12 protein-coding genes are annotated in these 13,633 nt (G+C 60.9%); 7 read left to right on the top strand and 5 right to left on the bottom strand.

The features are described 5' to 3' along the window. Positions 1-87: 87 nt before the first annotated feature. Positions 88-1,158 carry a LacI family DNA-binding transcriptional regulator gene (locus HJB84_RS01555; RefSeq protein ID WP_207584726.1) on the bottom strand — a complete coding sequence of 357 codons (1,071 nt, stop codon included), beginning with the start codon at positions 1,156-1,158 and terminating at the stop codon, positions 88-90. A gap of 178 nt (positions 1,159-1,336) precedes the next feature. Here HJB84_RS01555 and HJB84_RS01550 point away from each other — a divergent pair, with 178 nt between their 5' ends. From HJB84_RS01550 to HJB84_RS01535, 4 genes are all read left to right on the top strand, one after another. After that, positions 1,337-2,164: an ABC transporter substrate-binding protein gene (locus tag HJB84_RS01550; protein WP_207584727.1), complete on the top strand. Its 828-nt coding sequence runs from the start codon at positions 1,337-1,339 to the stop codon at positions 2,162-2,164. Positions 2,165-2,228: 64 nt separating this feature from the next. Further along, positions 2,229-3,764 (top strand): amino acid ABC transporter permease/ATP-binding protein, encoded by a 1,536-nt coding sequence (locus HJB84_RS33950; RefSeq protein ID WP_221115073.1) that lies wholly within the window; start codon positions 2,229-2,231, stop codon positions 3,762-3,764. Between the two features lie 189 nt (positions 3,765-3,953). Next, positions 3,954-5,090: an FAD-binding oxidoreductase gene (locus tag HJB84_RS01540; protein ID WP_221115072.1), complete on the top strand. Its 1,137-nt coding sequence runs from the start codon at positions 3,954-3,956 to the stop codon at positions 5,088-5,090. A 115-nt stretch (positions 5,091-5,205) separates the two neighbouring features. Beyond that, positions 5,206-5,712, top strand: a complete 507-nt coding sequence (locus tag HJB84_RS01535) for a hypothetical protein (RefSeq protein WP_207584730.1) — start codon at positions 5,206-5,208, stop codon at positions 5,710-5,712. Positions 5,713-5,780: 68 nt separating this feature from the next. On the opposite strand, the gene HJB84_RS01530 is transcribed toward HJB84_RS01535, so the two are convergent. Continuing rightward, positions 5,781-6,509 (bottom strand): endonuclease/exonuclease/phosphatase family protein, encoded by a 729-nt coding sequence (locus tag HJB84_RS01530; protein ID WP_207585196.1) that lies wholly within the window; start codon positions 6,507-6,509, stop codon positions 5,781-5,783. 115 nt (positions 6,510-6,624) lie between these two features. Between HJB84_RS01530 and HJB84_RS01525 the strand changes: the two genes are divergently transcribed. Then, positions 6,625-7,587 (top strand): lysylphosphatidylglycerol synthase domain-containing protein, encoded by a 963-nt coding sequence (locus HJB84_RS01525; RefSeq protein ID WP_207584731.1) that lies wholly within the window; start codon positions 6,625-6,627, stop codon positions 7,585-7,587. On the opposite strand, the gene HJB84_RS01520 is transcribed toward HJB84_RS01525, so the two are convergent. Next, positions 7,534-9,075, bottom strand: coding sequence for a phospholipase D-like domain-containing protein (locus tag HJB84_RS01520; RefSeq protein ID WP_207584732.1), 1,542 nt, complete (start codon positions 9,073-9,075; stop codon positions 7,534-7,536). The two genes, HJB84_RS01525 and HJB84_RS01520, sit on opposite strands and share 54 nt — an antisense overlap. A gap of 118 nt (positions 9,076-9,193) precedes the next feature. Between HJB84_RS01520 and HJB84_RS01515 the strand changes: the two genes are divergently transcribed. Continuing rightward, complete coding sequence (locus tag HJB84_RS01515; RefSeq protein ID WP_221115071.1) at positions 9,194-10,438, top strand: DUF763 domain-containing protein; 1,245 nt, start codon at positions 9,194-9,196, stop codon at positions 10,436-10,438. Positions 10,439-10,460: 22 nt separating this feature from the next. Here HJB84_RS01515 and HJB84_RS01510 read toward each other — a convergent pair whose 3' ends face one another. Together HJB84_RS01510 and HJB84_RS01505 are read right to left on the bottom strand one after the other, a co-directional pair. Next, the gene (locus tag HJB84_RS01510; protein ID WP_221115070.1) at positions 10,461-10,910 is read right to left on the bottom strand and encodes a pyridoxamine 5'-phosphate oxidase family protein; all 450 of its coding nucleotides are present in this window, start codon (positions 10,908-10,910) and stop codon (positions 10,461-10,463) included. 188 nt (positions 10,911-11,098) lie between these two features. Next, a complete protein-coding gene (locus tag HJB84_RS01505; RefSeq protein ID WP_221115069.1) occupies positions 11,099-12,016 on the bottom strand; it encodes a DMT family transporter in 918 nt (305 codons plus the stop codon). Between the two features lie 271 nt (positions 12,017-12,287). On the opposite strand from HJB84_RS01505, the gene HJB84_RS01500 reads away from it, so the two are divergent. Further along, on the top strand, positions 12,288-13,571 hold the full coding sequence (locus HJB84_RS01500) for an epoxide hydrolase family protein (protein ID WP_221115068.1): 1,284 nt from the start codon (positions 12,288-12,290) through the stop codon (positions 13,569-13,571). Positions 13,572-13,633 lie beyond the last annotated feature (62 nt).

Here is a 13,633-nt window from a genome sequence, read left to right as displayed (position 1 = left end):
GCATGTCGCGCAAAAGTGCGCAGCGGTTTTGGAGCAACGACATGCGTAAAGACAAAACCTAAAGCGCGACGCGCTTTAACCCAGATTTTACCGGCCGATCGTCGCAACGGAGCCGCGCACGACGAGGCTGGTGGCAACGCGCAGACGTTCGACGGCAAGCGGGGTGCGTTCGATGCGGGCGACGAGCCGTTCGCCGGCGAGTTTGCCCAGTTCGTAGACGCGCTGGTCGACGATGGTGATCGGCGGAACGGTGACGCTGGTCCAGTCGGCGTCCAGAAACGAAATCATCGAGACATCCTGAGGGATCGACAAGCCGAGCGACTGCAGTGACTTGAAAATGCGCAAGCCCACGAGACTGTCGGATGCCAACAGCGCCGTCGGCGGCGATATCTCCGAGAGCAGGCGTTTTATCACGGCGTTTGTCTGCTGCTGGTTCGTGGCGCCGAGCCGGATGTAATGAAGAGGGTTCGGCAAACCCGCCTCGGTCAGAGCGCTGACGAAGCCTTCCATGCGTTCGCGCACGGCGGAATTTGATATCCGCCCGAGCTCAGTGAGCCCGCCGTCCTCGGCGTCCATGGCGGAGATATAGGCGAGGCGGCGATGGCCCTGGCCGATCAGATACCTTGTCGCGGTGAGTGCCGCATCCCTGTCATCCCCGGTCACGGCGTCGACATCAAGCTCCGGGATGGCCCTGTCGAATAGAACCAATGGCACGCCGGCGCGGCGGACGTGCTGCAGGTGATCGAGGCGATCGCAGCGGGCCGGCGTGACGATCAGGCCATCGACGCGTTTACCGATCAGCAGGTCGACCGCCGATTTTTCCGCATCGATCTGTTCGCCCGAATTGGCGATGATGACGTTGAAGCCCGCAAGCCGGGCTGCATCGGTAATGCCGCGCACTGCGAGGCTGAAGAAAGCATTCTCGATATCGCCGACCACCACGCCGATAATGCCTGAGCGTCCCGTGCTCATGCTTCGGGCGAGCTCGTTCGGGCGGTATTCGAGCGCGGCGGCGGCCGCCGTCACCTGATCCTTGATCTTGTCGCTGACGACGCCATAGCCGCCGAGCACGCGGGCTGCCGTCGCCTTCGAGACCCTTGCTGCCTTCGCGACGTCGGCAACCGTGACTGAACGTTTCGGGGCAGCGGAATCTTCCATGGCGCAGCACTACAAGAGTTGTTGACGGCCGGTCAATTGACAGATATCAAATATGTCGTGAGACCGGTCTCTTTATATAGAAGACCGGTATCTTGTCCAGAAGTCTTCGTCGCACGGGCGACGAGACCGGATGATAACGAATGCCGACAAGAGCATCCCTTCAGAGCGGAGAACGAACATGAAGCCTTTTGAATCTTTCGCGGCCGTCGCGGCTCCATTGCGGGCTGGCCTTCTGACGTGCCTTCTGGCGATGGGGGCCGGCTCTGCGGCCGCGGCCGACAATCCCTATAGCCTCATCGAGCCCGGGGTGATCAGCGTCGGCACGATGGGCGATGCCAAGCCCTATACGTTTGCGACGGCGGACGGCCAGTTCACCGGTTTCGATATCGAGTTGTTTCTCAACGTCGTCTCCCGCCTTGGCATTCCGAAAGACAAGGTCACGTTCACGGGCCAGGAATTCTCCGCACTTCTGCCGTCGGTGGCAAACGAACGGTTCGATGTTGCTGTCGCGGCGATCGGAACCACCGAAGCCCGGAAGAAGACCGTCGACTTTTCCGACGGCTATCTTGCCGGTTATCTCTCGGTCCTGACGGCGGATTCCGGCATCAAGGATGCCGACGGCCTCAAGGGCAGGCGTCTCGGCGTCGTGCAGGGGACCTTGCAGGAAGTCTATGCGGCCAAGAATTTCGGTGAGGCCGATCTCGTGAAATTCCCCGACAACAATTCCGCCGTGGCTGCCCTCAACAACGGAACGGTCGATGCGCATTTTCTCGACTACGAGGCTGCCAAACAATATGGCGAGCGCTATCCCGCGCTGAAGATTGCGGTCAACATCCCGTCCTTCGATGCGCCAGCGGGCTTCGTGATCCGCAAGGGAAATGACGCCTTCCGCACGGCGTTGAACACAGCTCTTCACGACGCGATGCAGGACGGCACCTGGAAGACCCTCTATGAAAAATGGTTCCCCGGTTCGCCGATGCCGGACCAGTACCTTCCCAAGAAGTAACGTCGTAAGCCGTCCGCTCCGGCGGACGGTTTCATGCCCGGCTTGGGCTTCGATGAGGATCTCGATGAACTGGCTTGAAAATCTGCGCCGCAGCTTCCTGGACTGGGACGCCATGGCCGAAGTGCTACCGAGCATGATCAGCGTCGGCCTGAAGAATACCCTGATCCTGGCCGCCGCCTCGACCGTGCTCGGCGTCGTTATCGGCATGGCTCTCGCCGTCATGGGTATCTCGCAGTCCCGCTGGCTGCGGCTGCCCGCGCGCGTCTATACCGATGTCTTCCGCGGTTTGCCGGCGATCGTCACGATCCTGATCATCGGTCAGGGTTTTGCCCGGATCGGACGGGAGATCTTCGGTCCGTCGCCATTTCCGCTCGGCATCCTGGCGCTCAGCCTGATTGCCGGGGCGTACATCGGCGAAATCTTCCGATCAGGCATCCAAAGCGTCGAGCGCGGCCAGATGGAAGCCTGCCGGGCGCTCAGCATGAGCTACGGGCAGGGCATGCGCTTGATCGTCATCCCGCAAGGCATCCGGCGGGTTCTGCCGGCGCTGGTCAATCAATTCATCGGAAACGTCAAGGATTCCAGCCTCGTCTATTTTCTCGGATTGCTCGCCTCCGAGCGGGAGATCTTCCGCGTCGGGCAGGATCAAGCTGTCGTAACGGGCAATCTGTCGCCCTTGTTGCTGGCGGGCGTCTTCTATCTCGTCATCACCGTGCCGCTCACTCACTTGGTCAATTACATCGATGTGCGACTGCGCCTGGGAAAACAAGGCCGCAGCTCGGGTGTTGCGAGTGGATTGGTCGAGGTGAGCGAAATGCGCGCCGCCGGTCCGCAACCCCCGGCAAAATCTGTCGAGCAGACCGAACCGCGCTTCAAGGGTGGTGCCCTGAACGTCCGGGATCTCACCATGGCCTATGGTAATCTCGATGTGCTGAAGGGTGTCGATCTCGACATCGCCGCCGGTACCGTCACCTGCATCATCGGTCCTTCCGGCTCGGGAAAATCGACGCTGCTGCGCTGTATGAATAGGCTGGTGGAACCGAAAGGCGGCGACATCCTGCTCGATGGCGCCAGCATTCTGGCCATGAAACCAGAGCGGTTGCGCCGGCGCGTGGGCATGGTGTTCCAGCACTTCAACCTGTTTCCCGATCACACCGCGCTTGAGAACGTCATGCTTTCACTGACGAAGATCAAGAAGATGTCGAGGCAGGAGGCGCGACGCATTGCCGAGGCGCGTTTGGCCGAGGTCGGTCTTGCCGAGCGCAGAAATCATCGCCCGGCAGGTCTGTCTGGCGGGCAGCAGCAGCGCGTCGCCATCGCGCGTGCTCTTGCGATGGATCCGGAACTCATCCTGTTCGATGAAGTGACGAGTGCGCTCGATCCCGAATTGGTGAAAGGCGTTCTCGACTTGATGGCAGCTCTCGGCCGCCAGGGCATGACGATGGCCGTGGTGACGCATGAGATGGGATTTGCACGCAGGGTGGCCGACCAGGTCGTCTTCATGGATGAGGGCCGCATCGTCGAAGCCGGCTGCCCGGGGCAAATCTTCGACAATCCCCACAGCGAGCGGCTGAAACGCTTCCTTGCGGAAGTCCTCTAAAGCATGTCGCGCAAAAGTGTGCAGCGGTTTTGCGGCAACGACATGCGCAAAAAACAACGAGCCAAAGCGCGAGGAGCGAATCTGAAAGATCGCGACGCGCTTTAGCCCCTGACGCGAGGCATGCCGCTGAGGGCTCCTACGACGGATGCATGGAATTCGTTCGACATAGCAGGAAACAAGGTTATCGACATGAATGCTTCCCCCAAACCTTCGAAGGTCGTCGTCATCGGTGGCGGCATATTCGGCGTCTCGACGGCTGTCCATCTCGCTCGCCTCGGGATCGCCACCGTGCTCGTCAGCGATGGGCCGCTTGCCAATGGCGCCTCCGGCCGTTCGCTCGCCTGGCTCAATTCGGCCCGGAAACGCTCTGATGCCTATCACCGCCTGCGCCTCGCCGGCATCGACCGTTATCGCACCCTTGCTGCCCGATATCCGGATGCGCCCTGGCTGCGTTTCGATGGCGGCCTGACCTGGGATGCCGATGACGCCGGCAATGAGATAGCCGAGGTCTTCGACTTCGAGCGCGACCTCGGCTATCACGCGCAATGGCTGGCCCAGGAAAACATTCCCGGCGCGACGCCCGGCGTCGACGCCGGTGCGGTGACGCCGCAGGGCGCGATCTTCAATCCCGGAGAAGGTTGGGTCGATCTTCCCTCGCTGATCGGCCTTCTCGCGGAGGAATTCCGTTCGCTCGGCGGCGAGGTCGTGACGGACGCCGGGCGCGCGGCGATTGATGTCGAAGGCGCCCGTGTCTGCGGCGTGAGCGCAGCGGACGGCAGACACTGGGACGCGGAGTCTGTGCTGCTCGCCGCGGGCGGCGCCGTTCCGGCAATCGTTGCCGAAGCCGGCCAGCATATCGACGATGCAACGCCGGTCGCGCTTCTCGTCAGGACCAAGCCGATCCGCCATTCGCTGAAGGCCGTGCTCAACACCCCCCGCGTCGCCATCCGACCCATGCCGAATGGCGGCTTCGCCCTCGATTCCGCCTGGTCCGAGGAAGAGGTCGAAGTGAAGCCGGACGGCGGCTATGAAGTCAGACAATCGACGTTGGACGGGCTGCTGCGCGAGGCGTCAAAAGTTCTCGAAGGCAACCCGACGCTCGAGATCGAAGATTATGGGGTCGGCCCAAAGCCCATTCCGGGCGATGGCGAGCCGGTCTTTGGCGAACTGCCGTCGATCTGGGGTTACTTCGTCGCCTTCAGCCATAGTGGCGCCACCCTCGGCCTGATCGCCGGTGAACTGCTGGCCGACGAGATCGCCACCGGACGCCGTCATCCGCTGCTGGCGGAGTTTCGGCCCGAACGTTTCAGCGCGTCGCGAGGATGACGGTCGTGGAAGGAGCGGAAGTCCGACTCGGCGCCGTTGCGAACCGCGACCGGCGTCCGATGCATCCTTCTGAGCCGTCGAGCGTTCTATCGCCAGGAACAACTGGAGATCCATCATGTTCAAGGACGAACTCGGGGACATCGGCACAAACCTGGACAGGCGCGACAATACCGGCACCGCACCGGCTGCTTTCGAAGATGCAAACGCCAATCCCGATCTCATCAGGCGTGAGGGCTTCGCGAGCGAGGCCGAATATCGGGCTTATATCGCGACGCTCGGTGGTCATGCTCCGGTTGGAGGCACCTTTGAGGAGCCTCTCCTGGCCTCTGACAATCATGCCCTGGAAGGCCGTCTGCGAGAACTGAGAGAAGAACTCGAAAACCTCCGCGCCCGCCTTCAGGTGATCCAACATCAGGCTGCGACCGTCGTTGCGGCGAACGTCCGCTGGGCCGATGCAAGCGCCCACGCGCAGCTTGGCAATCAGCCCTGGCTCAAGCTGGCCGGCGCAATGGCGGCAACATTCGTCGTCACCAGAGGCATCACGCGGCTGCCGCTCGGAACCGTGGCGACGACGGCGCTACCGTTGGTGGCGGCCGCGATGAAACGGAAGTCCGTCAGGTGAACATCGTCCTCTAACGGGACATCGGGCACGGCACACTTCTGCTTCAATCGCCTTCTCTCGGCGTCCGTTTAGGCGAAACTAATTTCCGCAAGGAGAGGCAGGTGATCAGAGGCGACCCTTGTCAGTCGGTTTTCCAGGACCGTCGCCTGTTTGACGACGAGATCGTCGGAAACGAGAATGTGGTCAAGGCGCATCAGCGGATAGCGGGAAGGGAAGGTTGCTCTTGGTGTGGCCTTGCCTTCGCGCTGAGCATCCTTCAATGACTGAGTGGCAAGTCGGTAAGTCGCCGATGCCGGAATGGCGTTGAAGTCGCCGCAAAGGATGGTGGGGAGAGATTCGCCCGCTGTCCCGCGCAGCCAGCCCGAGTTCAACAGCGTCGTCATCTGCCGCATGCGCTCGCGGCCGCGAAGGCCAAGATGGGTGTTGACGACCAGCAGTTTTCTGTCGCCGACCAGTATTTCGACCGAAAGGGCACCGCGCTGTTCGCCGATGGATGGCAGCGGGCCGGCCTTGACCGCGCCAGTCGGCAGCGCGGTGATGATCGCATCGCCATACTGCTCTTCGGCAATCGACAGCGCCGGATGAAAATGAGCCTGCATCTCCAGAAGCGCGGCGATCGTATGGGCCTGGTCGATGCCGCCGGTCCTGCGCCTGAGGACATCGACCTCCTGAAGAGCGATGATGTCGGCTTCCGCCTCGGCGATGACTGAAGCAATGCGTCCGGGATCGAGCTTGCGGTCGTTGCCGATACAGCTGTGCACGTTATAGGTTAAGAGTTTGATCGTTTTTTCCGACATGAGTCCGCTGAAGCTTGTCCTTGGGGACATGGATCTCGTTCCCCAGGGGAACACAAAACTCATTTGATCGTTCCAGATTATCGAACCATCCCGTTTGCACTCCTGAGGACAATCGATGAGCTTGAAAAACATGATCTGGAATGGACTGCTCGTTGCTGCCCTTTGTTTCGCGGTCTTCCTTCTTTACCGCATCTTCCAACAGTACAGCCTCGAGCAGATCGTCCAATCGGTTCGCAGCATACCTTTTTCGAATTTCTGCGTAGCCCTGCTGTTTGCGGCGGCATCCTATCTATGTCTTGGCTGTTTCGATCTCCTGGCGATCCGTTCACTCGGCAAATCCTTGCCTTACCCCAAAATCGCGTTGGCTTCGTTCATCAGCCTGTCGCTCGGCCACAATATCGGTTTTGCCGGACTGAGCAGCGGCGCTTTCCGCTACCGTTTTTATTCGCGCTGGGGGCTGACGACCGAGGATGTCGCCAATATCATCCTGTTTTGCGGCATCACAGTCGGGCTGGGGCTGATCACGCTTGGCGGCCTGGCGATGATCATCAATCCCGGCGACGCCGGGCGCCTGCTGCGGCTCGATCCGGCCGGTGTGCGCATCTTCGGCTTGCTGGCGCTCATCGTGCCGGTCGTCTATGCGGGGCTGGCGTTTTTCATCCGCAGCAAGTTGCGGCTTTGGCGCTGGTCCTTTCAGTTGCCGCGATTTTCGATAGCGGTCGCGCAAGTTGGGGTCGGCACGATCAACTTCGGGTTCGTTTCTGCCTGTCTCCACCAGATGCTCTCAGCCTTCGGCGATGTTGCCTTCTTCAGATCGGTAACAGCCTACGTGCTCGCCAACTCGGCAATTCTTGCAACGCATGTTCCAGGTGGTCTCGGCGTGCTCGAGGCGACCGTCTCCTATGCGGTGCCGAAGGAAGCATCCATCGGCGCGCTGATCGCATTCCGCTGCGTCTATTTCTTCATTCCGCTGGCGCTTGGCGCAACGCTACTCGCAATCAGCGAGGTCGTCTTTCGCCGCCGATCACGTGGAGCGAACGAGACGGCGGACGAAGGCGCCGAGGCCCAGTCGGCTTAGCAGTGTGGTGGGCCGACCCGGGTCGAAGAGCGCGGTTCCCATGACTGGCTTGGTGCTGCCGGCCATGTCGACTGCAAACTCGCGCAAGCCGCGGCGACCATCATTCAGCGTCTCGATCGCTTCGATCACCGATCCTGTCCGAGCGAAGGCTGCAGCAAAGGTCTCGGCCGCCCTTCCTAGGTATTCCGAAAGCAGGCGGTTGCGAAGATCCACGATCCCCCGGCGTTGATCCTCGCCGTCGGCCTCCAAGAGCATATCGCATTCGGTATCAATTGCTTCCGAGCGGTTGTTGATGTTGGACGAGCCGATGCGCACCAATTTGTCATCGGCAATTATCAGCTTGGAGTGGACGAGCACCTCCACTTCTGTGCTCGACGCCAGCGGGGCTCGCCCAGGGGCAGTGGCTTTGGGCATGACCGGCCCCGGAACAACGGGATAGTAGATGCGCAGCCGATGAGCGCGATCAGCGCGTTTGAGGCGACGGATGACACGGTCGCGATTATTGCCCATGACAAGCTTTTCGATCAGCCCGTGAGAGCTGCGCGTACAGATGATGATGACTTCAGGCCCGTCTTCCTCCTCAAGCCCGGCGGCGATGGCCTCCGCGACGCGGAAGGAGGCGAGGTATTGTGCTTCGATGTAAAGTGATCGCTTCGCCCGGGCGATCACATCAAGTGTCATGTCGATACCGTCGCTTACGCCGGTCCGCAAGGCCGTCGAGGGTTCCGTCAGCGCGAAACTGACCGAAATATCTCCGATCGAAACCGGCAGATCATCGGGCCAGACGAAAGGCGCGCTCGCGACCAGCGGCGAGTGGCTTTCGCCGGTGGCGTCTTCCCAGCGCCGCCTGGCGATATCGCCGATCAGCTTGGCCGCGTCGCCCGTGACCATCGCTTGAACATCGTGCAGGGGGTCGTAGGAAACGCCGGCGGGATCACGTCGCAGTTTGTCTTTGGCGCGATGAAGCCAAGTGTCCCACCGCCGCGCCGTCAGATCCATCCCACCGATGAAGGAGACCGCGTCGTCGATGCAGACGAGTTTCTGATGATGGCAGCCGCCGACTGCCCGCGCAGAATCGAAGCGCAGATCGATCCGGGCATTCTTCGGGAAATTCTTCTTGCGAAACAGCTGCAGGGACTTGTTCGAATAGAGGGGGCCGAGCGCCCAGACGAGGATGCGTATTTCCAGTTCGGGATTTTCCGCCGCGAGACCGTGCAGCAGGTCGGCAAGCGTCTCCTCGGATTTATCGGGTTCCATCAGGATGTCGGGATTGAAATCCCATCCGATGATCCAGACAGTGCGCCGCGCCTGCCGTAGCGCCCGCGCCAGCTCGGCAAAATAGCTGTTGCCGTTGATCAGGAAGGCCGCCTTCGCGGCACTCCCTTGCAGGTCAAACCCACTGCAATCTTGCCTTTTATGGCCGACCAGCGCCGGCAATTTTGCCTGTGTCAGCGTCGGATGATTGAAGACGGTCTCAATTGCGGTCATGATTGCCTCTGCCTCTAACTGGGGAAACAAACGCTTGGAATATTTCTGGGTTCCCTGCGGTGGCGGAAGAGGCGGCCGGGCTGACTTCGTCCGGCGATAGAAAGCCTAAGGAAACGCGATGTCACAACGAGCAGGCAGTGCCGATCTTCCGCTTCACGGGGGACGTGTGCCACATTGGCTGGGCGACCGGATGACGCGACTCGGTACGCTGATCACCGAGGCGATCGTTCATCACTATGGCCGCGACGAATTCCTGCGCAGGCTTGCGCATCCCTTCTGGTTCCAGTCCTTCGGCGCGGTCATGGGCATGGACTGGCATTCCTCCGGCATCACCACCAGCGTTCTCGGCGCCTTGAAACGCGGACTGAAGCCGCGCGCCGGCGAACTCGGCCTGCATGTCTGTGGCGGCCGCGGCGCGCAGTCGCGCAAGACCCCGCAGGAGCTGCTGTCGATCGGCGAACGGGTCGGTCTCGATGGGGAGGGGCTGGCGACGACGAGCCGTCTCATTGCCAAGGTCGACAGCGCCGCCCTTCAGGACGGGTTCGATCTTTATCTGCACGGCTTCATCGTCGCCGATGACGGCCATTGGGTGGTCGTGCAGCAAGGCATGAATGGCGACAAGCGGCAGGCCCGGCGCTATCACTGGCTGTCGGAAGGGCTGGAGAGCTTCGTCGACTCGCCGCATGCGGCCATCGAGGGCAGGAGCCAGGGCGAGATCGTCAATCTGGCCGACAGGCGCGCCGAGCGTTCTCGGCGTGGCCAACTCGATCTGCTGGCGACGCTCGGTCCCGACCGGATCGTTCGCGAGGCCGCCGCGCTGCTGCGTGTTGAGCACCCGGCGCCCGAGCCTGCCGAACAACCGATGCTGCCGCACCTGATCATGCCGACCCATCACGACGTTCGCGAAAGTGACATCATCATGAGGCGCCTGCACGGAAATCTGGCCGCCGCAGCCGACCGTGGACCGGCGGATTTCGAAGAGCTGCTGCTGGTTCCAGGTGTCGGTGCCCGCACCGTGAATGCGTTGGCCCTGGTGGCCGAAGTCGTCCACGGCGCGCCTTGCCGTTTTTCCGATCCGGCGCGCTTCTCGATCGCCCATGGCGGCAAGGACCGCCATCCCTTCCCAGTGCCGCTCAAAGTCTATGACGAGACGATCGGCGTGATGAAATCGGCGGTACAGAAAGGCAGGCTCGGACGGGAGGAGGAACTGCAGGCGCTGAAGCGCCTCGATGACCAATCCAGGCAGATGGAACGCTACGTCACCGGTCCAGACCTCAAGGAAATTATCGCCGGCGAATTCCGCCAGTCCGCCGATTTCGGCGGCCGGAGCGTCTTCGGCTGTGAGGAGCCGCCCGCAGAGTAGGGCACCCCTTTGTGCCACTGTCTTAACTCGCTGAGCCGGGTAGGGTGACCTCGCCGTTTTCCTCACCATCCCAGTACCGGATGGAGGACGCCGAAACTTTGATAAGAACGATCCCGGGAGTGTCCACACCTTCAGGAAACCACCGCTGGAGATCGGGCACCCAATGTTCTTCGAACGCCGCCTTGTCCCGCACCAGCGAGGCGAAGCCCTCGACAGCGATGAAAATCCCCGGTTTGCCGAGGAGGCTGGGAGGTGCCGTGAACGTCAGCGAGACGATGTCGATGCCTTCGATCTCCGTGATTTTCCTGCTGTCCTCATACGAAAAGAACCAGGAATCCCCGTCATATTCGACGTCGCCATTATTGCTCATCGGTCGGGCCGAGATGCAGCCCGACCCGGCGTTCGTCGACAGCATGCAGAAATCGATCTTCTTCAGTTGTGAGGATAGGTCTTCGAGGGTCATGGACGCCATTGCGATCTCCCGGGTTTGAATGCTCGGGAGTAGCGTGCAGGCGTCCAAATTGTTCCGTGGAAAGCCTACGTGACTAAGCCTCCATCCTTTTGATCTATTCCCGCAATGTTTAAGGATGGAAGTATGCAGGAATTCCAGGGGTTACAGCAGCGTCCTATGCAAAGCTGAAGATAAGCGGCGCTATACCCTCAATGGCCGTCGGGCGGGACGGCTTCGACCGGAACCGTCTCTTTCAGGTTCTTCCGGTGGAAGATGAAGAGCCCGGCAAAGACGATGATTGCGGCGCCGATGACGATCTGTGCATCGGGAATATCATTGAAGAAGAAATAGCCCAGAATGATCGCCCAGAGCAGCAGCGTATACTGCAGCGGCGCCAACAGCGATGCCGGCGCGAGCTTCAGCGAGCGTGTGATCAGCAGGTGCGCGCAGGAGGCGACGATCCCGAGCAATAGCATGCCGGCCCAATCGACGAGTGTTGCCGGCTGCCAATGGCCGATGCTCAACACGATGCCGGTCGCCAGGGCGGCGATCGTCTGCCATGTCACGAGCGTCGTATCGCTGGTCGAACGTAGATAGCGGCTCATCACCAGCGACAGCGCAAAGGCAAGGCTGCCGAGAAGACCGAAGAGCGACGGAAGCGACAGCATCGCCGTCGATGGACGCAGTGCAATGACGACACCTGCAAAGCCAAGCAGAACGGCAAGCCAGCGGCGCCAGCCGATCTTCTCTCCGAGAAAGAAATGCGAGAGCGCCGCAATGTAGATCGGCCCGGCCATATAGAAGGTCATGACATCTGCGAGCGGCAGATAGGCGACGGCGGCGTAGAACAGGGCAACATCGGCGGTCGCCATGGCGACCCGGATGAACTGGAGGCCCTTCTGTTCGACGCGAAACAGGGCCATCGGCCCTTGTCGCGCGATCATCGGCCCGAGCACGACGAAAGCGCCGACGGAGCGGATAACCAGCACTTGGCCGACGGCAAAGCTTGCGACCAGCCACTTGCCCATCGCATCGTTCAGTGCAAAGAGCAGATCGCCGAGCAGCATCAGCACGACGCCGGTCATGATCAGGTTTCCGGCATTGGCTGCGGCCGTCTTGGTCTTCATATGGCGTCCTTGCAAGAGGGGCCGCTCAGGCGCGGCCGAGGTCGGCTTCAGCTTTAACACCGCCGATGTCAACGGTTAGTTTCACCCGCAATTTGATTGATCGCCGCCATCGCTGGGGCCGCGGTGCTCCCGTCACGTTCCCTAGCGGGGCGTCCTCGCCGCTATGCCGGACATCTGCGGATACAAATCGGCGTGACCTCGGACATATCTCGGATACATGAAAAAGGCACCGTCTTAGGGCGAAAATTCAACCCTAAAACGGAGTTTCCCTTTGACGTCCCTCCCTCCTGATATTAACCGCCGCAATTTTCTGGCGGCCGCCGCCATCGCCGGCACTGCAACGATATTAAAGCCTGCGATGTCATTTGCTTCCACTGGCGCAGCCCACGAGATTCGACCTTTCAAGGTAAGCGTTCCCGACAGCGCTCTCCAAGAGTTGAAGCAGCGCCTTGCCTCAGCGCGATGGCCCGCCAAGGAAACCGTGGGTGACGACTCCCAGGGCGTCCAGCTCGACCGTTTTCGCGCCCTCGTGAACTATTGGCAGGACGGTTACGACTGGCGGAAGGTCGAGGAAAAGCTCAATGCCATTCCGATGTTCATTACCGAAATCGATGGGCTCGACATCCATTTCATCCACGTCCGCTCCAGGCACGAGAACGCGCTGCCGTTGATCATGACCCATGGCTGGCCGGGTTCGATCCTTGAAATGCTCAAGGTCATCGATCCGCTGACAAACCCGACAGCGCACGGCGGGAGGGCCGAGGATGCCTTCCATCTGGTCGTTCCCTCGATTCCGGGCTTCGGTTTTTCCGGTAAACCGGACGTGCGGGGATGGGGTTCCGACCACATCGGTCGCGCATGGAGCACGCTCATGGACCGGCTCGGATACCAAAAATACGTCTCCCAGGGTGGCGATTGCGGCTCGGTCATCTCGCAGCGCATGGCGCATCAGAACGTTCCCGGTTTGCTGGGCATTCATCTCACCATGCCTGCAATCGTCCCGCGCGAAATCGTACCTCTCCTCGCTGCAGGCGCTGCCGCACCCGAAGAGTTCAACGAGGAGGAGCGAGCTTGTTTCGATAAGCTGGCGATCTTCTACCGAGATAGCGCTGCCTACGCGCAAATGATGGTCACCCGTCCGCAGACCATCGGCTATTCGTTGGTAGATTCACCGGTCGGAATGGCCGCTTGGATGTACGACAAGTTTGCTGAATGGACATTTAGCGACAAGCAGCCGGAAAAGGTCCTGACGCGCGACGAGATGCTCGACGACATTTCGCTCTACTGGTTCACGGAGACCGGTGCCTCGGCTGCCCAAATCTATTGGGAAGACCATACCAACAACTTCAATGCCCTCGACAAGATCCCGACGTTGCCGGTGGCGGTCAGCGTCTTCCCAGGGGAAATTTATCAAGCCCCGAGGTCGTGGACAGAGCGAGCCTACGGCAACCTGATCTATTTCAACGAGGTTGATAACGGCGGACATTTCGCCGCTTGGGAACAGCCCGCGATCTTCACGAACGAAGTTCGGGCGGCGTTCCGTTCGCTACGCTAAGTCGAGTGCTTGATGGCCGTCGCGATTGCGGCGGCCATCGCCTTCAGCCGCAAGCGAGCGCG

This window comes from Rhizobium sp. NZLR1b, assembly GCF_019685155.1.
In the GTDB taxonomy this organism is placed as follows: Bacteria; Pseudomonadota; Alphaproteobacteria; order Rhizobiales; family Rhizobiaceae; genus Rhizobium.
Note: the sequence above shows the minus strand (reverse complement) of the source record. Positions and strands in the feature narration are given on the sequence as shown.